At 65.8% G+C, this 18,067-nt stretch carries 18 protein-coding genes; 10 read left to right on the top strand and 8 right to left on the bottom strand.

What is annotated here, in order from left to right:
- Nucleotides 1-45: 45 nt before the first annotated feature.
- Nucleotides 46-801 (bottom strand): class II aldolase and adducin N-terminal domain-containing protein, encoded by a 756-nt coding sequence (locus ACFTOW_RS18400; protein ID WP_379918466.1) that lies wholly within the window; start codon nucleotides 799-801, stop codon nucleotides 46-48.
- A 3-nt stretch (nucleotides 802-804) separates the two neighbouring features.
- A complete protein-coding gene (locus ACFTOW_RS18395) occupies nucleotides 805-1,245 on the bottom strand; it encodes a VOC family protein (RefSeq protein ID WP_379918464.1) in 441 nt (146 codons plus the stop codon).
- A gap of 128 nt (nucleotides 1,246-1,373) precedes the next feature.
- Here ACFTOW_RS18395 and ACFTOW_RS18390 point away from each other — a divergent pair, with 128 nt between their 5' ends.
- Complete coding sequence (locus tag ACFTOW_RS18390; RefSeq protein ID WP_379918462.1) at nucleotides 1,374-2,837, top strand: AMP nucleosidase; 1,464 nt, start codon at nucleotides 1,374-1,376, stop codon at nucleotides 2,835-2,837.
- Nucleotides 2,838-2,967: 130 nt separating this feature from the next.
- Entirely contained in the window at nucleotides 2,968-3,255 is a 288-nt protein-coding gene (locus ACFTOW_RS18385; RefSeq protein ID WP_024810838.1) for an HU family DNA-binding protein, read from the top strand.
- A 70-nt stretch (nucleotides 3,256-3,325) separates the two neighbouring features.
- Here ACFTOW_RS18385 and ACFTOW_RS18380 read toward each other — a convergent pair whose 3' ends face one another.
- The gene (locus ACFTOW_RS18380; RefSeq protein WP_379918459.1) at nucleotides 3,326-3,700 is read right to left on the bottom strand and encodes a cupin domain-containing protein; all 375 of its coding nucleotides are present in this window, start codon (nucleotides 3,698-3,700) and stop codon (nucleotides 3,326-3,328) included.
- A gap of 129 nt (nucleotides 3,701-3,829) precedes the next feature.
- Between ACFTOW_RS18380 and ACFTOW_RS18375 the strand changes: the two genes are divergently transcribed.
- From ACFTOW_RS18375 to ACFTOW_RS18365, 3 genes are all read left to right on the top strand, one after another.
- Nucleotides 3,830-4,117 carry a sll1863 family stress response protein gene (locus ACFTOW_RS18375; protein WP_379918457.1) on the top strand — a complete coding sequence of 96 codons (288 nt, stop codon included), beginning with the start codon at nucleotides 3,830-3,832 and terminating at the stop codon, nucleotides 4,115-4,117.
- 62 nt (nucleotides 4,118-4,179) lie between these two features.
- Nucleotides 4,180-5,055 (top strand): DMT family transporter, encoded by an 876-nt coding sequence (locus ACFTOW_RS18370; RefSeq protein WP_379918455.1) that lies wholly within the window; start codon nucleotides 4,180-4,182, stop codon nucleotides 5,053-5,055.
- A gap of 22 nt (nucleotides 5,056-5,077) precedes the next feature.
- Entirely contained in the window at nucleotides 5,078-5,872 is a 795-nt protein-coding gene (locus ACFTOW_RS18365; protein ID WP_379918453.1) for an HTD2 family dehydratase, read from the top strand.
- 38 nt (nucleotides 5,873-5,910) lie between these two features.
- Here the strand turns inward: ACFTOW_RS18365 and ACFTOW_RS18360 are convergent, their stop codons facing one another.
- Nucleotides 5,911-7,602, bottom strand: coding sequence for a fasciclin domain-containing protein (locus ACFTOW_RS18360; RefSeq protein WP_379918451.1), 1,692 nt, complete (start codon nucleotides 7,600-7,602; stop codon nucleotides 5,911-5,913).
- A gap of 266 nt (nucleotides 7,603-7,868) precedes the next feature.
- Between ACFTOW_RS18360 and ACFTOW_RS18355 the strand changes: the two genes are divergently transcribed.
- Complete coding sequence (locus ACFTOW_RS18355) at nucleotides 7,869-8,771, top strand: acyl-CoA thioesterase (protein WP_379918449.1); 903 nt, start codon at nucleotides 7,869-7,871, stop codon at nucleotides 8,769-8,771.
- 36 nt (nucleotides 8,772-8,807) lie between these two features.
- Here the strand turns inward: ACFTOW_RS18355 and ACFTOW_RS18350 are convergent, their stop codons facing one another.
- The 3 genes from ACFTOW_RS18350 to ACFTOW_RS18340 all read right to left on the bottom strand — a co-directional run bounded on the left by ACFTOW_RS18350 (nucleotide 8,808) and on the right by ACFTOW_RS18340 (nucleotide 10,538).
- Nucleotides 8,808-9,491, bottom strand: coding sequence for a helix-turn-helix transcriptional regulator (locus ACFTOW_RS18350; RefSeq protein ID WP_379918447.1), 684 nt, complete (start codon nucleotides 9,489-9,491; stop codon nucleotides 8,808-8,810).
- The gene (locus ACFTOW_RS18345; protein WP_379918445.1) at nucleotides 9,491-9,850 is read right to left on the bottom strand and encodes a VOC family protein; all 360 of its coding nucleotides are present in this window, start codon (nucleotides 9,848-9,850) and stop codon (nucleotides 9,491-9,493) included. The genes ACFTOW_RS18350 and ACFTOW_RS18345 overlap by 1 nt, the downstream gene beginning before the upstream one ends.
- Before the next feature lie 103 nt (nucleotides 9,851-9,953).
- Nucleotides 9,954-10,538, bottom strand: coding sequence for a DUF1285 domain-containing protein (locus tag ACFTOW_RS18340; RefSeq protein ID WP_379918442.1), 585 nt, complete (start codon nucleotides 10,536-10,538; stop codon nucleotides 9,954-9,956).
- A 70-nt stretch (nucleotides 10,539-10,608) separates the two neighbouring features.
- Here ACFTOW_RS18340 and ACFTOW_RS18335 point away from each other — a divergent pair, with 70 nt between their 5' ends.
- Genes ACFTOW_RS18335 through ACFTOW_RS18320 form a run of 4 tightly spaced genes read left to right on the top strand, consistent with a single transcriptional unit; the run spans nucleotide 10,609 to nucleotide 17,313 of the window.
- Nucleotides 10,609-11,616: an AAA family ATPase gene (locus ACFTOW_RS18335; RefSeq protein WP_379918440.1), complete on the top strand. Its 1,008-nt coding sequence runs from the start codon at nucleotides 10,609-10,611 to the stop codon at nucleotides 11,614-11,616.
- Nucleotides 11,613-12,491, top strand: a complete 879-nt coding sequence (locus tag ACFTOW_RS18330) for a DUF58 domain-containing protein (protein ID WP_379918438.1) — start codon at nucleotides 11,613-11,615, stop codon at nucleotides 12,489-12,491. Before ACFTOW_RS18335 ends, ACFTOW_RS18330 begins: the two co-directional genes overlap by 4 nt.
- Nucleotides 12,488-15,265, top strand: a complete 2,778-nt coding sequence (locus tag ACFTOW_RS18325) for a DUF4159 domain-containing protein (RefSeq protein WP_379918436.1) — start codon at nucleotides 12,488-12,490, stop codon at nucleotides 15,263-15,265. Before ACFTOW_RS18330 ends, ACFTOW_RS18325 begins: the two co-directional genes overlap by 4 nt.
- Nucleotides 15,262-17,313 carry a glutamine amidotransferase gene (locus tag ACFTOW_RS18320; RefSeq protein ID WP_379918434.1) on the top strand — a complete coding sequence of 684 codons (2,052 nt, stop codon included), beginning with the start codon at nucleotides 15,262-15,264 and terminating at the stop codon, nucleotides 17,311-17,313. The genes ACFTOW_RS18325 and ACFTOW_RS18320 overlap by 4 nt, the downstream gene beginning before the upstream one ends.
- 126 nt (nucleotides 17,314-17,439) lie before the next feature.
- Here ACFTOW_RS18320 and ACFTOW_RS18315 read toward each other — a convergent pair whose 3' ends face one another.
- Nucleotides 17,440-18,066: a trimeric intracellular cation channel family protein gene (locus ACFTOW_RS18315; RefSeq protein WP_379918432.1), complete on the bottom strand. Its 627-nt coding sequence runs from the start codon at nucleotides 18,064-18,066 to the stop codon at nucleotides 17,440-17,442.
- Nucleotide 18,067: the final 1 nt, after the last annotated feature.

Genomic DNA, 18,067 nt, shown 5'->3' with positions numbered 1-18,067 from the left:
CCGCCGCGCGCCGATTGGCAGCCGCGACGTTCCGTCACGTCACGTCTAGCTGGCGTAATTCGCACCCTCATCATCCAGGATCGCCTTGAGCTCGCCCAGATGGCGGGCATCCTGCTCGGGGTAGGCTTCCAGCTCCTGCGCGGTCTTTTCTGCAATCTCGTCGGGCAGAACGCGCAACGGCTGGCCGGTCTGCAGCGCGCGGATGTAGGTTTCGGCGGCGCGTTCGAAATAGAACATGCGGTTGAACGTGTCGGCCACGGTGTCGCCGATCACCAGCACACCGTGATTGCCCATGATCATCACCTTTTTTTTCGGGTCGTCGAACAGGCGCGCGCAACGCTCGCCCTCTTCTTCAAACGCCAGACCGCCATAGCCGTCGTCGATGACGTAGCGGTTGAAGAAAGTGGCACAGTTCTGGTCGATCGGGGGCAGGCGGCTGTCGGCAAGCGAGGCCAGCACCGTGGCGTGGATCGAATGGACATGCATCGCGCAGCGCGCGTGCGCGCAGTGCCGGTGGATGCCGCCGTGCAGTCCCCAGGCGGTGGGGTCGGGCGCGTTCGGCCCTTTCAGGGTCTCGGGATCGTTGGCATCGACCACGATCAGGTCGGACGCACGGATGCGCGAGAAATGCATCTGGTTGGGGTTCATCAGGAACCGGGTGCCATCGTCGTTGATCGCCAGCGAGAAATGGTTCGCCACCGCCTCGTGCATGTTCAGACGCGCGGTCCAGCGAAAGGCCGCGGCCAGATCGACGCGCTCCTGCCAGTGGTCCATATTGGGTTTCAGGTTGGTCACGCTCATGGTTCAGGCTCCTTTCGGGGTGTCGGATTTGGGCAGGCTGGCGACCCAGGCATAGCCGTTGTCGCACAGGATACAGGTTTCGCGCAGGCCGTGGGGTTTGTCTGTCGGCGCTTGCAGCACCACCGCGCCGCGCGCCGTGGCGCGAGTGGCGGCGGCATCGGGATCAGTGTCGAACAGGCGAATTTCCACCCCGGCCCCGCGCGGCGGCGTTTCCGGCAGCAGGCCCAGCAACGGGTGGCTGTGATAGGTGCCATCGGCGTGGATCTGCACGATCTGCGCGCCATAGCGCAGGATGGCGAAATCGGCGTTGGCGCGATGGGCGGTCATGCCGAACACATCGCACAGGAAATCCACCTGCGCAGGCACGTCACGCACCAGCAGGTTCAGACCCACACCGCGCAGACTGGCCCCGAAATCCTCGGGGCTGACCGTCTCAAGATCCATGTTTGCCCTCGTCGAACCGTTGAGCCGCAGCTTTCCGCCTGCGCGCCATGGCGTCAACGGCTGTCATCAAAGTTGATCTTGCCGGTTCGACCTGTTCCAGTGCTGCAAACGCGCACAGGACATGACCCATGAAGTACGAGACACCAGACACCCCGGATTCGCAGCAGTTCACCGACCCAAAGGCCGCGGTGGCACGGCTGATCCAGCTGTACGATCAGGCGACCGGGTTTCTGTGCGATACCTTCACCCGCGCCATCGAAGGCGCACCGCCGCAGCACCGCATCCGTGCCTATTATCCCGAAATCCGGCTGACGACCCATTCCTATGCGCAGATCGACAGCCGATTGAGCTTTGGCCACGTCTCGAACCCCGGCACCCATGCCACCACGATCACCCGGCCTGACCTGTTCCGGAATTATCTGGAGCAGCAGATCGGACTGCTGGTGAAAAACCACGGGCAGGCGGTGCAGATCGGCGTGTCGGACACGCCGATGCCGGTCCACTTCGCCGTGGCCAGCCGCCCCGACCTGACCGTGCCGCAGGAAGGTGCGGCGGATTTCACCCTGCGCGATCTGTTCGACGTGCCGGATCTGAGCACGACAAACGATGATATCGTCAACGGCATGGCGCAGCCCGCGCCGGATGGGGCCGGCCCGCTGGCCCCGTTCACCGCGCAGCGTGTGGATTACAGTCTGGCGCGACTGTCGCACTACACGGCCACCGATCCCGTGCATTTCCAGAATTACGTGCTGTTCACCAACTACCAGTTCTATGTCGATGAATTCGAGGCGTTCGCCCGCGCCGCGCTGGCCGACCCGGACAGCGGCTATACCGCCTTCGTGGCCACGGGCAACGCCACGATCACCGATCCCGAACAGCCGCTGACCCCGCCCGTCAAGATGCCGCAGATGCCGACCTATCATCTGAAACGTGCCGATAACGAGGGGATAACGCTGGTCAATATCGGGGTGGGGCCGTCGAACGCGAAAACCGCGACCGATCACATCGCCGTGCTGCGCCCGCATGCCTGGATCATGGTGGGGCACTGCGCGGGGCTGCGCAATTCGCAGTCGCTGGGCGATTTCGTGCTGGCCCACGCCTATCTGCGCGAAGACAAGGTGCTGGACGATGATCTGCCGGTCTGGGTGCCGATACCCGCGCTGGCCGAGATCCAGATCGCGTTGCAGGACGCGGTGGCGCAGGAAACCGCGCTGGAGGGATACGACCTGAAACGCATCATGCGCACCGGCACCGTGGCCAGCGTGGACAACCGCAACTGGGAGTTGCGCGACACCCACGGCCCGGTGCAGCGGTTGTCGCAATCGCGCGCCATCGCGCTGGATATGGAAAGCGCCACGATCGCCGCCAACGGCTTTCGGTTCCGGGTGCCCTATGGGACGCTTTTGTGCGTCAGCGACAAACCGCTGCACGGCGAGTTGAAGTTGCCGGGCATGGCTTCGGACTTTTACAAGACGCAGGTGGCCCGGCATCTGGCGATCGGTATCCGTGCGATGGAGCGCTTGCGCGACATGCCGCGGGAGCGTATCCACAGCCGGAAGCTGCGCAGCTTTGACGAAACCGCCTTTCTCTGACGTTGGGAAATCGCGCAAAACCCGTTGTTTTTCGCTTGCAAACGACCACTAATCGTTGTGTTTAACCGCTAGATGACGTTAAATATCGTGGGACAGGCCCAAGACCTCGGGCAGCATAAGGAGACCTAATATGGCGAAACCGATGACCAAGACCCAGCTTGTGGCCGCCCTGGCCGACGAAATGGACAGTGACAAGAAAACCGCAGGTGCCGCACTGGACGCCGTTGTTGCCATCATCACCCGCGAAGTGTCGGGCGGTGGTGCCGTGACCCTGCCGGGCGTCGGCAAGATCTATTGCCGTGAACGCCCCGAGCGTATGGTGCGCAACCCCGCCACCGGCGAAACGATCAAGAAAGACGCCGACAAGGTGGTGAAGATGACCATCGCCAAGGCGCTGAAAGACAGCGTGAACGGCTGATTTCATTCCGTTACGAACACAAAGGGCCGCCCCGGCAACGGGCGGCCCTTTTGCTTTTGTGACCTGCCGGTCACTCGGCGTCGGCCTGCGCCTTGGTTTCATGCGCGGTGCCCGGTTCATGCTCGGGTGGGCTGTAGGTCGTGAACAGCCTCAGCATCCCGGCCCCTGTGTTCTTGAAGTTGTGAAAGCTGCCCGAGGGCACGATGCTGACGTCGCCTTCGGCCACGTCATAGGATGTTTCACCAATCACGGCGCGGCCCGTGCCGGCCACGAAATACAGCAGCTGGTCGTGACCTTCGTGGACTTCGCCACCGATTTCCCCGCCCTCGGGGATCGCCATCAGCACCAGTTGGGTCTGCTTGCCGGTCCAGATGACCTGTCGGAACTCGTCGTTCTGTCGGGCCTGTTCGACCACCGGGAGGGTCAGTTTCTTGGTCACGGACATTTTTTTCTCCTGTATGTCAGTCGATCTTACTTAAACAATGCGGTTTCGATTACTACCATTGTGGGGCGACGCGCTGGAGGATTGGAGCGTCAAGATATTGAAATATTTAAAAACTTAGGAGGATCACAGATGTCTGACCGCGATGCATATATCCGCAAGGCAAAGGCGCAGATCGAACAATGGAACGCCGAAATCGACAAGCTTGAGGCCAGGGCGCGCGAGGCCTCGGCCGATGGCGAGATCGCTTATCGCGAGACATTGCAGGACCTGCGCGGCAAGCGTGACGCGCTGGAAAAGCGGATGGAAGAGACCCGGCATTCCGGCGATGCCGCATGGAAGGACCTGAAGGCCGGGATGGATGCGGCCTGGACCAACCTGTCGGATGCCATCGAAAACGCCCGCGCGCGGTTTCGCTGACACCTGATTGCATCCCGCCGCGCGCTTGTGTCTAAGACAGGCGCGTGAACACGGGGGCAGGTATGAACATCCGGGCGATATTACTGGGGCTGGCCTTTGCCCTCATGTGGTCCAGCGCCTTTACATCGGCCCGGGTGATCGTCGCGGACGCCCCGCCGCTGGCGTCCTTGGCGCTGCGGTTCGCCTTGTCGGGTGTGCTGGGCGTCGGAATCGCGCTGGCCCTGGGCCAGACGCTGCGCCTGACCCGTGGGCAATGGCGGGCAACGATCATCTTTGGTGTCTGTCAGAACGCGCTGTATCTGGGTCTGAACTTTGTTGCCATGCAGACGGTCGAGGCCTCGCTGGCGTCGATCATCGCCTCGACCATGCCGCTGATGGTGGCCTTTGCGGGCTGGGTGCTGTTTCGCGACAAGTTGCCGTGGATGGGCGTGGCCGGGCTTGTGCTGGGCGTGATCGGCGTGGCGCTGATCATGGGGGCGCGGCTGGAGGCCGGGGTGGACCGCACCGGGCTGATCCTGTGCCTGCTGGGGGCGGCGGCGCTGACCGTGGCAACCCTGTCGGTGCGCGGCGCGTCGTCGGGGGGCAACGTGATGATGATCGTGGGGCTGCAGATGTTCGTCGGCGCGGGCTGTCTGGCCGTGGCCTCGGCGCTGACCGAAACCATCGTGGTCAACTGGACATGGCAGTTGGGCGTGGCATTCGCCTATACCACTGTCGTGCCCGGGCTGGCGGCCACCTGGGTCTGGTTCACGCTGGTGGGCATGATCGGCGCGGTCAAGGCGGCGACATTTCATTTCCTGAATCCGTTTTTCGGTGTCGCCATAGCGGCTGCCCTTCTGGGAGAGAAACTGGGCACGCTGGATGTGGTGGGCGTTGTCGTGATCGCCGTCGGCATCCTTATGGTACAGTTGTCCAAGCAGAAGATCGCGCCGTCCTGACGTGGCGCGTGTGACAGAGGGGATGCAAGTGACCGAAAGTCAGACCGATGTGATGGACCCGGCCCGCGCCCGTGCCCTGCAGGCCACGCTGGGGATGCAGGCGACGATCGATGCAGGTGACCCGCTGCCGCCGTTCTTTCACCAGATCTACTTCTGGCAGCCCGAGCCGCCCACGCAGCTGGGGCGCGACGGGCATCCCCGAACAGGTATCGGGCTGATCCCCGACATGGGCCTGCCGCGCCGGATGTGGGCCGGTGGGCGGCTGGAGTTTCACGGGCCCCTGCGCGCCGGTGCGATGGCCGAGAAGCGGTCTGTCGTCGAAAGCACCGCGCACAAGGAAGGCCGCACTGGCCCGCTGGCCTTTGTCACCCTACGGCACGAGATTGCGCAGGACGGGGTGATCCGTGTGACCGAATGGCAGGATCTGGTCTATCGCCATGACCCTGCGCCGGATGCCCCGGCACCTGTTGCACCGATTGCGCAGACGGACGAGGACATCTCGGAAACCTGGGATTTCGGCACCACGCGGCTGTTTCGCTATTCCGCGCTGACCTTCAATGGCCATCGCATCCATTATGATCTGGACTATGCCACCGGGGTCGAGGGCTATCAGGGTCTGGTCACCCATGGCCCGCTGCTGGCACAGTTGCTGATGCTGGTGGCCGAGCGGCAGTTGGGCAGCGTGCAGAGCTTTGCCTTTCGCGCCACCGCGCCCCTGATGCATGACGAATGCGCCACGATCTGTTGGCGCAATGACGGCACGCTGTGGGTGCGCGGCCCGGACGGGCGGCAATGTATGGCGGCCAGTGCCACCTGATGGCCCCGCCCCGTATGCGGGGCAGGGCCGTGGCGATATCACAGCAGGAAATCCGCCGCGTCCAGTTGAGACATTTCCGTTCCGAGCAGTGTGATCGTGTCGCTTCCCAGCGTGATCACGGTGATTCCGGGTGTGCTCTGCATCGACATCTGTAATGCCGAGAAATCGGCAATGCCGTGATCGCGCAGGTCCAGCAGGTCCTCGTCCGGACGGAAGTACAGCACCATGTCATCGCCGTCGCCCTGATGGAACACAAACGTATCCACGCCACCGCCGCCGAACATCGTGTCGTCGCCGGTGCCACCGACAATCGTGTCGTCCCCCGCACCGCCCACAAGATCGTCGTCCCCCGCCCCGCCATACAGCATGTCATCACCGAGGCCGCCCAGAAGGTAGTCGTCACCGCCATCGCCATACAGCGTGTCGTTGCCCGATCCACCATTCAGCCGGTCGCTGCCCTCGCCGCCGCTCAGCAGGTCGTCCCCGGCCCAGCCGCTGAGCACGTCGCGCCCGGCTTCGCCGTACAGGCTGTCGTCGCCGCGCCCGCCCAGAATGGTGTCATTGCCATCGCCACCCAGAACGAAATCGTTTCCGCCTGCGGCGTTTATCAGGTCATGCCCGCCCCTGCCGTCGATCAGGTCTGCATCGGCCCCGGTAAAGATGACGTCGATCGTGTCGTTACCGATCACCAGGTCCACGTCGTTCGAACCGTCCGAGGGCAGCAGATCAACCGGCAGCAAGACCCCGTCGATGACATGGACCACCCCGTTCGCCGCCTGAAGGTCGGTCGTCACCAGAGCAGGGTCCGCGACGTCAGGGTCGGCATCGCCAAGGGTCAGCGCCCCGGCATCAACGCTCAGCGTTCCACCCTGAAGGGTCGTTATGCCGCTTTGCGTCAGAACCTGGCTGGCCTGCAGGCTTTCGCCGACGACATGATAGGTCAGCACCTCGGTCAACAAGGGCAACGGGTCGCCCCCGCCGCTGATCAGGCGCAGCGCCGCCACGATATGGTCAAAGGCACCTGCCTCGTCGGTACCGGCATAGCCAAGGGTGTGCGCCAGGTTGACAAAGGCATCGTCGGTGGGCGCGAACACGGTCAGGTCGGCATCGGTATCGTCCAGGGTTCCGGTCAGCCCGGCAGCCACCAGTGCCTCGCGCAGCATGTCGAAATCGCTGCCATCGGAGTCAAAGCCGCTGGATCCGCTGGTTGCCAGAACGAGGCCGGTGATGGTGGGCGCGTCATTGTCGGGCAAATCCAAAGGCAGCAGTACCCGGTCGATCACATGCACGACACCATTGTTGGCCAAGACGTCGGTCGTCGTCAGGGAAGGATTGATCAGGTCGGGTTCCAGATCGGTCAGCGTGGGCAATCCGCCCGCGCCGATCACCCCGCCTTGCAGCGTCGTGACCTGCCCGGCCCCGGCGATGTCGGCAGCCAGCAGGGTGCCCGCGGCGATGTGATAGGTGACCACGGTTTCCAGAAGATCCGCGCCCAGCCCGGTCAGGAAGGTGGTGACGGCGCCGGTATCAGTGGCATCGCCTGCAAAGCCCAGGTCCGTGGCCAGTTGACCGAAGGCGGCATTGGTGGGGGCAAACACGGTCAGATCCTGCGCAGGGTCGCTGACCGTGTCCAGGTAATCAGTGCCTTTCTGGCTGTCGATAAAGCCGATTGCGGCGACAAGGATGCTGAAGTTCGCATCGCCCGTGGCGATGCCTGCTATGGTGGTCATGAAAATCTCCCGTTATGCTCAAGAGTTGTGTGAAGGTCCGCACCTTCGCGATCCTTACGCCGCGTTCTGTCGCTCTGGATCATGGCCGCCGCGGTTCTGCGCGGGTGTCTTCGCTCCAACCGATTGAAAACATTAAGGTCGCGTAACGGGTTTGTTATCTTGCGTCAGATCTGGTGATGGTGTGCACCTGCCATCCGTCTGCTGGCTGGGGCTTGCGTTCCTGCCGGTTTTCCGCCCATTTGGCAGCCAAAGAAACGGAGGGCCCGATGGCCGAAGCACACCAACCGATCGATGACGAGACGCTGACCCGCGCTTTTGTTGATGTTCTGACCGTCGAACGGATCGAGGAAAACTTCTATCGCGGGATCGCCACGCCGCAGGGGCGCGGGCGCAGTTTTGGCGGGCAGGTGATCGCGCAGGCGCTGAGTGCGGCAACGATGACCGTGCCGGATGACCGGCCGGTGCATTCGCTGCATGGCTATTTCATGCGTCCGGGTGACGCCACGCAGCCGGTGCTGTACCAGATCGAGCGTGACCGCGACGGCGGCAGTTTCAATACCCGCCGTGTCGTGGCGATCCAGCACGGTGCACCCATCCTGAACCTAGCTGCGTCGTTTCACGTGCAGGAACCGGGGCTGGCGCATCACGACCAGATGCCAGATGTCACCCCGCCCGAGGATCTGCCGACCGAACACGAGCTGGCGGAAACCATGCGCGACGAGCTGCCAGAGCTGTTTTTGAAATGGCTGGCGATTCCCCGCCCGGTGGAAATGCGCGCCGAGTTTCCGCGCCCGCCGTTCGACCGCACCCCGCGCCCCGCCTTGCAGCACATGTGGTTCCGCACCAAGGGGGCCTTGGGTGACGATCCAAAGGTGCACCGCGCGGCGCTGGCCTTCATTTCGGATTTCGGGCTGCTTGGCACGTCGATGATGCCGCATGGCAAGGCCTTTGCCGATGCCGACATGCAGTTTGCCAGCCTGGATCACGCGCTTTGGCTGCATGACGATTTCCGCGTTGATGACTGGTTGCTCTATGTGATGGACAGCCCCTGGGCCGGTGGTGCGCGGGGGTTCAACCGCGGGCGCATCTTCACCCGCGACGGGCGGATGGTCGCCAATGTCGCGCAGGAGGGACTGGTGCGCAACATCCGCGCCAAGGACCGTGGCTGATCGCGATCCGCACCTGCGGCACGAGGCGTCAGGGCGCTACCGGCACCCGGCCTCGCTCCGGTAGAAATCGCGCAGGGTCTGGCCGGGGCGATCCCGAAACGGGCCGGTGCAGGTGACAGATGTGATCCGGTCCAGCCGGAACATGCGGAAATCATGGCGCAATTCGCACCATGCCACCATGGTCCAGACCTTGCCCCAGAACCACAGACCCAGCGGGCGCAGGCCGCGGGTGCTGGGGTTGCCCGCCTCGTCCTGATAGGTGATGGCCAGCCCGGTGCGGGCCTTGATCGCGGCATCCACCAGATCGATCCGGGCGCGCAGCTCCGGTGTCATCTCGCCTATCTGCAGCGCGTGAACCTGCACCGCATCGGCCTGCATGGGGGCATCGGCGGGCAGGACGGTGGTGATCTTGACCAGCGCCTCTTCGGCGGCGGCGGCCATCTGCGCGCCGCCCCAGGCCTGCACCATGCGCGCGCCTGCCACCAGTGCGGCCATTTCCGCCTCGGTGAACATCAGCGGCGGCAGATCATAGCCTGCGCGCATGACGTAACCCACGCCTGCCTCGCCCTCGATCGGCACGCCCGATCCGATCAGGTCGGCCACGTCGCGGTAGATGGTGCGCGGGCTGACCTCCAGCCGGTCGGCCAACCCGCGCGCCGTGATCAGCCGACCGCCGCGCAGATGCTGCACGATCCGGAACAGACGGTCGGCCCGGCGCATCAGGTGGCCCGGGGCTGGAAAAGTCCCAGCGAATTGCCATCGGGGTCGGTGGCATACTGAAACCGTCCCGGCGGAATGTCGATCACCGGCCCCAGCACGGTGCCACCCGCGTCGGCACAGCGCGTGGCGGTGGCCTCGACCGTGTCGGGGACGCACAGGTGGATGGTGGGGCCACAGTCGCGCGCGGGCGTGCCGGGATAGAGATGACCGCCGATCCCGTCGAAACCGAAATCGACGCGCGGGTTCGGGTCGCCCTCTTGCCGGGTCATCTGGTAGCCAAAGACCTTTGCGTAAAAGACGCTTGCGGCACCAAGATCGGTGACCGGGATCTCGGTCCAGACAACGGTGGGTGTGCTCATGTCCATGCTCCTTTGCTGTGGGGACATGGCGCCTGTAGCATAGGCCTGCTGACAGGGTTCTGTCAGCAGGATGCCCTGCACCTCCGTCATTGGGCAAGGGGCATCACCCCTGCGGCAGATCGTCCGACGGGATCATCCCGAAGAACTGACCACCCGACCAGATCCCGAACCAGCCGTCATGGTGTTCGCCCAGATCCACCAGCCGATAGAAACTCTTGCGGTCGATCAGCGCCTCAAGGTTGGCGCGCACCAGCACGTAAGGTGCGGGCTCGCCGCTTTCGGGGTCACGCACGACGCGGATCGGGTGGTCGGGGCCTGCCGCCGCCGTGTCGCCGACGTTGGTCGTGAACGTCAGCGTTTGATCACGCCCGCTGCCTTCAACGGAGAAATCCACCGCGACAAAGGGCGCGTCCTCGACGGTGATGCCTACTTTTTCAACAGGGGTGACAAGGAAATATTTATCGCCCTCGCGCAGCAGGATGGTGGAAAACAGCCGCACCAGCGCGGGTCGCCCGATGGGCGTGCCAAGGTAGAACCAAGTGCCATCCCGCGCGATCCGCATGTCCAGATCGCCGCAAAAGGGTGGATTCCACAAGTGCACGGGGGGCAACCCCTTGCCTTTCTGGGCGGCTTTGGCCGAGGCCACGATGCTGTCTGCCGAGGGTTTCACGATGTTTTGTCCGCTCATTGCTTTTGCCATTTCGGTTGTGCGCGATACACTCATTCAACAGACATAGGTTTTACAAGGGAGCTTTGCCATGTCCGATGACACCGATCTGGTGGCCGGTATCGAGGCGCTGGAAGAAAAGCTGGCGCAGGCGCGGGGCTCGATCACCAAGCGTTTCATCGGACAGGAGCGGGTCGTCGACCTGACCCTGACCGCGCTTTTGTGCGGCGGGCACGGGCTGTTGATCGGTCTGCCGGGGCTGGGCAAGACCCGTCTGGTGGAAACGCTGAGCACCGTGATGGGTCTTGATGGCAGCCGGATCCAGTTCACGCCCGACCTGATGCCGTCGGATATCCTGGGCTCCGAGGTTCTGGACACGGACGAGGATGGCAAGCGCAGCTTTCGATTCGTGCCGGGGCCGGTGTTCTGCCAGCTTCTGATGGCGGATGAGATCAACCGCGCCAGCCCGCGCACCCAATCGGCGCTTTTGCAGGCCATGCAGGAACGGCGCGTCACCGTCGCAGGCGAGGATCGCCCGCTTGGCACACCGTTTCACGTCCTGGCCACGCAGAACCCGATTGAACAGGAAGGGACCTATCCCCTGCCCGAGGCGCAGCTTGATCGCTTTCTTGTGCAGATCGACGTGCAATACCCCGACCGCGCGACCGAGCGTGACATCCTTCTGGCCACCACCGGCGTGACGGACGAGGCGGCGCATGCGGTGTTCAGCGCCGATGACCTGCTGGCGGCGCAGACCCTGCTGCGCCGGATGCCCGTGGGCGACAGCGTGGTCGAGGCGATCCTTGATCTGGTGCGCGCCTTCCGCCCCGATGATGACAGCGCGTCCGACCGCGTGCGGCAGACCGTCGCCTGGGGTCCGGGGCCGCGTGCGGCGCAGGCGCTGATGCTGACGGTGCGGGCGCGGGCGTTGTTGCAGGGGCGTCTGGCGCCGTCGCTGGACGATGTGGCCGACATGGCCCACCCGGTGCTGATCCACCGCATGGCGCTGAACTTTGCCGCCCGGGCGCGCGGCGATGACATGGCGGGCCTGATCGCCGAGACCGTTGCGGGCATCACCCGCAAAGAGGCTGCGGCGTGAGCAATCCCCTTGCCCTTCGCGCACGTGCCGAGGCCGAGGCGGCCCGCCTGCCGCCCTTGCTGGCGCGGGCCGAGCAACTGGCCGGGACCGTCCTGCTGGGCGAACACGGGCGGCGACGCGCGGGTCTGGGTGATGACTTCTGGCAATACCGCCCGGTGCAGCCTGGCGACGCGGCAAACACGATCGATTGGCGGCGCTCGGGTCGCGGCGACCAACAATTCGTTCGCGAACGCGAATGGCAGATCGCGCAATCGGTGATGTTGTGGGTCGACCGCTCGGCCTCGATGCGGTTTTCATCCGACAGGAACCTGCCGGAAAAGGGTGATCGCGCCCGGCTGCTGGCGCTGGCGCTGGCGGTGATGCTGATCCGCGGCGGCGAGCGTGTGGGCCTGACCGGTGCCGCCCTGCCGCCCCGGCGCGGCAATGCGCAACTTGAGCGGCTGGCGACGATCTTCATGGATGACGAGGCCAGCGATTACGGCGAGCCCGAGGCGCGCGGCATGATCCCGCATGCCCGCGCCGCCTTCGTTTCCGATTTCATGGGCGATGTGGCCCCGGTAAAGGCCGCGCTGACCAAGGCGGCGGACAGGGGCGTGCGCGGCTTGCTGATCCAGGTACTGGACCCCAGCGAAGAGGCGTTTCCCTTTCACGGGCGCACCGTGTTCGAAAGCATCGGTGGCACGGTCAGTCACGAAACGCTCAAGGCCGGTGATCTGCGCGACCGCTACCTGAACCGGCTGGCAGAGCGCAAGGATGAACTGGCGCATCTGTGCCGTGTCACCGGCTGGCAGTACGACTGCCACCACACCGGCGACAGCGCGCAGGCGGCGTTGCTGTGGGCCTGGCGCGCGATGGATCAGGGGAGGCTGAGATGATGCTGGGCCCCATCGGATTTGCCGCGCCATGGCTGCTGGCGGCGCTGATCGCGCTGCCGGTCCTGTGGCTGATCCTGCGTGCCATCCCGCCGGCGCCGATCCGGCGGCGGTTTCCGGGTGTGGCCCTGCTGCTGGGTCTGACCGACGACGACACGGTGACCGACCGCACGCCGTGGTGGCTGCTGATGCTGCGCATGCTGGCCGTGGCGGGTGTGATCATCGGGCTGGCCGGGCCGATCCTGAACCCCGAACCCGATCGCCAGACAGGCGGCACTGGTCCCGTGATGTTCGTGCTGGATGGCGGCTGGACCGGCGCGCAGGACTGGACAGCGCGCGCCGACATGCTGGAGCGTCTGCTGGCCGAGGCCGGGCGCGCCGGGCGCACCGCTGCCGTTCTGCGCCTGACCACGCCCGAGGCGCCGGTGTTTCAGGCCCCGGCACAGTGGGAGGCGCGCATTGCAGGCCTGACCCCGCAGCCGTGGGAGCCGACAGGGGACATGATGGAACAGGCTGCCGAGAGCCTGGGCGAAGGTTCGTTCGATACGGTCTGGCTGTCCGACGGGCTGGAGCAACCGGGCCGCGATACGCTGCTGAACGCGCTTGAGGCGCGGGGGGTGGTGCGTGTCATTCAAGGTGGGCGCGGCGCGCTGGCGCTGGCCCCTGCCACCTTTGAGGGCGGTATCGTGACCCTGACCGCGCGCCGGGCGCTGACGACCGGCCCGCGCGACATCACGGTTGCCGCGCATGGGCTTGACCCTTCGGGCGTGGCGCGGGTGCTAGCGCGTCTGCCGCTGACGTTCGAACCGGGCGAGGCCGAGGCCAGTGACGATCTGTCCCTGCCGTCTGAATTGCGCGGTCGCATCACGCGGTTCGAGATCGAGGGCATCCGCAGCGCGGGGGCCGTGGCGCTGTCGGACGACAGCCTGCGGCGGCGCGAGGTGGCGTTGATCGCAGGACGCGATGACCGCGAGGGGCTGCAACTGCTGGAGCCACTGCACTATCTGCGTCAGGCGCTGGACCCGACCGCCGACCTGCTGGACGGCGCGCTGACCGATGTGCTGCCTGCCAACCCGGACGTGGTGGTGCTGGCCGATGTGGCCACCCTGTCGGATGCCGAACAGGCCGACTTGCAGGACTGGGTCGATGGTGGCGGCACCTTGCTGCGCTTTGCCGGGCCGCGTCTGGCTGCCAGCGATGTCAGCCGCAGCTCCGAAGACCCGCTGATGCCCGTGCGCCTGCGCGCCGGTGGCCGCAGCGTCGGTGGCGCGATGAGCTGGGGCGAGCCGAAGTCGCTGGCCCCCTTCGCCGAGGGCAGCCCGTTCTTTGGTCTTGATATCCCCGACGAGGTCCGGATCAGCGCGCAGGTGATGGCGCAGCCCGATCCGACGCTGGCGGACCGCGTGATCGCGCAACTGACCGATGGCACGCCGCTGGTCACGCGCAAGCGGATCGGGCAGGGGCAGGTGGTGCTGATCCACGTCACCGCGAATGCCGAATGGTCGACCCTGCCGCTGTCGGGCCTGTTCGTGCAGATGCTGGAACGTCTTGCGGTGTCCTCGGCCACCACGCAGCCCGAACCGGGCGATCTGGAGGGCAGCATGTGGCAGCCGCGCGCGGTGCTGGACGGGTTTGGCCGGATCGACGAAGGCCAGACCCTGCCCGGCGTGGACGGGGCCGACCTGATCGCGGCCCCGCTTGGCCCCGATCTGCGCCCCGGCGTGTACGAGGGCGAGGACCGGCGCATCGCGCGCAACGCCATGACCGCCGACCGCGCGCTGGTGCCCGCCACATGGCCCGCCCGCGTGCCCGTCGAAGGCATGGACCGGCCCGCCGAACAGCCGCTTGGTGGCTGGCTGCTGGCGCTGGCGCTGGTGCTGCTGGCGGCGGATGTGATCGCGACGCTGGCCCTGTCCGGCCGCCTGCGCGGTGGTGTGGCCAAGGGCGCAGGCGTGGCGATGCTTGCCTTTGCGCTGATGATGCCGATGGACGCCCGTGCGCAGGACGATGCGCAGACCGATGACCGCTTTGCCCTTGCCGCCACGGGCGAACTGGTGCTGGCTCATGTGCTGACCGGCAATGCGCAGATCGACGAGATGGCCGACGCGGGCATGCGCGGCCTGTCGGATATCCTGTTCTTCCGCACCTCGGTAGAGCCGGCGGGCGCGATGGGTGTGGATCTGGAAACCGACGATATCTCTTTGTTCCCCATGCTTTACTGGCCGATCACCCCCGATCAGCCCACCCCGTCTGCCGAGGCGTATGCCAAGCTGAACCGCTATCTGCGGGCGGGTGGAATGATCCTGTTCGACACGCGGGATGCGGATGTGGCGGGCTTTGGTGCTTCCAGCCCCAACGGGCGCAAGCTGCAGGATCTGGCCCGCCCGCTCGACATTCCGCCGCTGGAACAATTGCCGGGCGATCATGTGCTGACGCGCACGTTCTACCTGCTGCAGGATTTCCCGGGGCGTCATGCCAGCCGCGATGTCTGGGTCGAGGCCGCACCGCCCGACGCCGAGCAGATCGAGGGCATGCCGTTCCGCAACCTCAACGACGGGGTGACGCCGGTGGTGATCGGCGGCAACGACTGGGCCGCGGCCTGGGCGATGGATGATCGCGGCAACCCGGTCTACCCCGTGGGCCGGGGCTTTAGCGGCGAGCGGCAGCGCGAACTGGCCTATCGGTTCGGGGTGAACCTTGTGATGCATGTGCTGACCGGGAACTACAAATCCGATCAGGTCCATGTGCCCGCTCTTCTGGACAGGTTGGGACAATGACCGGCACCGTGATCTTCGACCCTCTGTTGCCCTGGGCGGTTCTGGCCGTTCTGGGCGCGCTGGCGCTGGCCGGTGTCGTGCTGGCGATCTGGCGCGGCCTGAGCGGCTGGGCGCTGCGGGCGCTGGCGGCGATGGTGGTGCTGGGCGCGCTGGCCGGACCAAGCTGGCAGGCCGAGGATCGCGCGCCGCTGTCCGATATCGTGCTGATGGCGGTTGATGGCTCGTCCAGCCAGCAGCTTGGCGACCGGGCCGCGCTGACGGCGGATGCGGCAGCGCAGGTCGAGGCGGCGATCGCGGCCCGTCCGAACACCGAATTGCGCCGGATCGACCTGGGCGACGGCGAGGACGACAGCGGCACGCAGTTGATGACCGCCATCAACGAGGCGCTGTCCGAAGAGCCGCGTGGCCGCATCGCAGGCATCATCGCCCTGTCGGATGGCCGGGTGCATGACGCCGATCTGGCGGGCGATCTGCCCGCCCCGTTTCACCTGCTGCACACGGGCCGGGACGGCGACTGGGACCGGCGGCTGGTGGTCGAGAACGCCCCGGCCTTTGCCATTCTGGGCGAGCCCGTGTCGCTGTCGCTGCGGATCGAGGACATGGGCGACGTGCCCCCCGGCAATGCGACGGCGGAACTGAACATCTCGGTCGACGGGGGCGAGCCGCGGACCTTCGATCTGCGGGTCGGGCGCACGGTGACGCTGCCGCTGGACCTGCCCCATGGCGGGCGCAACGTGATCCGGTTTTCCGTGCCCGAGGCCGAGGGCGAACTGACCGACCGCAACAACAGCGCGCTGGTGCAGATCAACGGCGTGCGGGACCGCCTGCGGGTGCTGCTGGTGTCGGGCGAGCCGCATGCCGGGGGGCGGACGTGGCGCAACCTGCTGAAATCGGATTCCTCGGTCGATCTGGTGCATTTCACCATTCTGCGTCCGCCCGAAAAGCAGGACGGCGTGCCGGTGTCGGAACTGTCGCTGATCGCCTTTCCCACGCGCGAGCTGTTTCTGGAAAAGATCGACGATTTCGACCTGATCATCTTTGACCGCTACAAGCGGCGGGGGATACTGCCCTCGCTCTATCTGGATAACGTGCGCAACTATGTCGAGAACGGGGGCGCGGTGCTGGTGGCGGCGGGGCCGGATTTCGCATCGGCGGACTCAATCTACCGCTCGCCCCTGTCCGAGGTGATGCCGGCGGAACCGACAGCGCGTGTGTTTGACGAAGGGTATGTCCCGTCGGTCACGGACATTGGCCAGCGCCATCCGGTCACCGCAGGGCTGGCCCCTGATGGCCCGGGCGACTGGGGCCGCTGGATGCGCCAGGTCGAGGTGACGCCAAAGGCGGGGCATGTGGTGATGTCGGGGGTCGAGGACAAGCCGCTGCTGGTGCTGGACCGCGTGGGCGAGGGGCGGATCGCGCTGCTGGCCTCGGATCAGGCATGGCTGTGGGATCGCGGATTCGAAGGCGGCGGGCCGCAACTGGAACTGCTGCGGCGGCTGGCGCACTGGATGATGAAGGAACCCGAGCTTGAGGAAGAGGCGATCTGGGCCGAACCCACGGGCCAGACCATGCGCATCATCCGCCGCACTCTTGGCGACAGCGTGGGTGACGCGGTGGTCACCACACCGAGCGGCGAAGAGGTGACCGTGCCGTTGCAAGAGGTGCGACCGGGACAGTACGAGGCGATCTTTCAGGGGCCGGAGATTGGCCTGTATCGGTTGCGCGAGGGTGATGAAGAGGCGGTGATCGGCCTTGGCCCGGCAGCCCCGCGCGAGTTCGTGCAGACGATCGCCACGGACGAGGTGCTGCGCCCGGTTCTGGATGCCGGTCGCGGTGGGTCGGTGGCCTTGGCACAGGAGGGCGTGCCGGGCATCCGCGACGTGCGCGATGGCCGCCCCGCTGCCGGGCGCGGCTGGATCGGCATCACCCCGCGCGAGGCCTATCAGACGCTGGACGTGACCAAGGTGCCGCTGCTGCCTGCCTGGTTGGTGCTGCTGCTGGCCTCGGCGCTGATCGTGGGCGCATGGCTGCGCGAAGGTCGGCGGTAATCCGATCGAGCGGGCTTGCGCCCGCGCTTTGGGCGCATCGCGGTCGCGATGCCGGATGAGGGGGCGTTGCCCCCTCAAACTCCCCCAGAGTTTACCTGGCAAGATGAAGACATGGACAGGAGGCGGTCAGGCGCGGGGTGGGCGGCTTCGGTAGACGGGCAGGCGCCAGCCAAAGCGCAGCGATCCGGCGCGCAGGACCAGCGTGATGGCGGCGCATGCCACCAGTGCGATTGCGTTTGTTTCGGTCAGGTGGTCTGCGACGACTGCGGCGCTGGCTCCGGCGAAGGCGGCGCTGACGTAGAGCTCGCCCTGTTTCAGGACCAGCGGGACCTGGCCCACAACGACATCGCGCATCAGACCGCCCATGCAGCCGGTGATCATGCCCATGATGATCACCACCGGGGCGGGCTGGGCCAGCGACAGGGCCACCCCGGTGCCTGCGGTCACGGCCACGGCCAACGCGCAGGCATCCAGCCACAACAGGGCGCGGTAGCGGCTTTCGAACAGGTGGGCGGTAAAGAACATCAGCATCGCGGCGCTGACTGCGACGCCGATATAGCCCGGGTCGGCGATCCAGAATACCGGGTTGCGATCCAGCAGCACGTCGCGCAGGGTGCCGCCGCCCACCGCCGTCAGGCATGCGAGAAAGGCAAAGCCGACGATATCGAGCTGCGCGCGGCTGGCGACCAGCGCGCCGGTCAGCGCGAAGATCAGCACCGAGGTGTAGTCGAGCAGGGTGATGAGCACGCCCATT

Origin of the sequence: Lacimonas salitolerans, from assembly GCF_042677865.1 — a bacterium.
Taxonomy (GTDB): domain Bacteria; phylum Pseudomonadota; class Alphaproteobacteria; order Rhodobacterales; family Rhodobacteraceae; genus Lutimaribacter; species Lutimaribacter salitolerans.
Note: the sequence above shows the minus strand (reverse complement) of the source record. Positions and strands in the feature narration are given on the sequence as shown.

Excerpts from the sequence above, each read along its gene's own strand:
- ACFTOW_RS18400 (WP_379918466.1), bottom strand. The coding sequence starts at position 801 with ATGAGCGTGACCAACCTGAAACCCAATATGGACCACTGGCAGGAGCGC.
- ACFTOW_RS18395 (WP_379918464.1), bottom strand. The coding sequence starts at position 1,245 with ATGGATCTTGAGACGGTCAGCCCCGAGGATTTCGGGGCCAGTCTGCGC.
- ACFTOW_RS18390 (WP_379918462.1), top strand. The coding sequence starts at position 1,374 with ATGAAGTACGAGACACCAGACACCCCGGATTCGCAGCAGTTCACCGAC.
- ACFTOW_RS18385 (WP_024810838.1), top strand. The coding sequence starts at position 2,968 with ATGGCGAAACCGATGACCAAGACCCAGCTTGTGGCCGCCCTGGCCGAC.
- ACFTOW_RS18380 (WP_379918459.1), bottom strand. The coding sequence starts at position 3,700 with ATGTCCGTGACCAAGAAACTGACCCTCCCGGTGGTCGAACAGGCCCGA.
- ACFTOW_RS18375 (WP_379918457.1), top strand. The coding sequence starts at position 3,830 with ATGTCTGACCGCGATGCATATATCCGCAAGGCAAAGGCGCAGATCGAA.
- ACFTOW_RS18370 (WP_379918455.1), top strand. The coding sequence starts at position 4,180 with ATGAACATCCGGGCGATATTACTGGGGCTGGCCTTTGCCCTCATGTGG.
- ACFTOW_RS18365 (WP_379918453.1), top strand. The coding sequence starts at position 5,078 with ATGCAAGTGACCGAAAGTCAGACCGATGTGATGGACCCGGCCCGCGCC.
- ACFTOW_RS18360 (WP_379918451.1), bottom strand. The coding sequence starts at position 7,602 with ATGACCACCATAGCAGGCATCGCCACGGGCGATGCGAACTTCAGCATC.
- ACFTOW_RS18355 (WP_379918449.1), top strand. The coding sequence starts at position 7,869 with ATGGCCGAAGCACACCAACCGATCGATGACGAGACGCTGACCCGCGCT.
- ACFTOW_RS18350 (WP_379918447.1), bottom strand. The coding sequence starts at position 9,491 with ATGCGCCGGGCCGACCGTCTGTTCCGGATCGTGCAGCATCTGCGCGGC.
- ACFTOW_RS18345 (WP_379918445.1), bottom strand. The coding sequence starts at position 9,850 with ATGAGCACACCCACCGTTGTCTGGACCGAGATCCCGGTCACCGATCTT.
- ACFTOW_RS18340 (WP_379918442.1), bottom strand. The coding sequence starts at position 10,538 with ATGAGCGGACAAAACATCGTGAAACCCTCGGCAGACAGCATCGTGGCC.
- ACFTOW_RS18335 (WP_379918440.1), top strand. The coding sequence starts at position 10,609 with ATGTCCGATGACACCGATCTGGTGGCCGGTATCGAGGCGCTGGAAGAA.
- ACFTOW_RS18325 (WP_379918436.1), top strand. The coding sequence starts at position 12,488 with ATGATGCTGGGCCCCATCGGATTTGCCGCGCCATGGCTGCTGGCGGCG.
- ACFTOW_RS18320 (WP_379918434.1), top strand. The coding sequence starts at position 15,262 with ATGACCGGCACCGTGATCTTCGACCCTCTGTTGCCCTGGGCGGTTCTG.
- ACFTOW_RS18315 (WP_379918432.1), bottom strand. The coding sequence starts at position 18,066 with ATGGGCGTGCTCATCACCCTGCTCGACTACACCTCGGTGCTGATCTTC.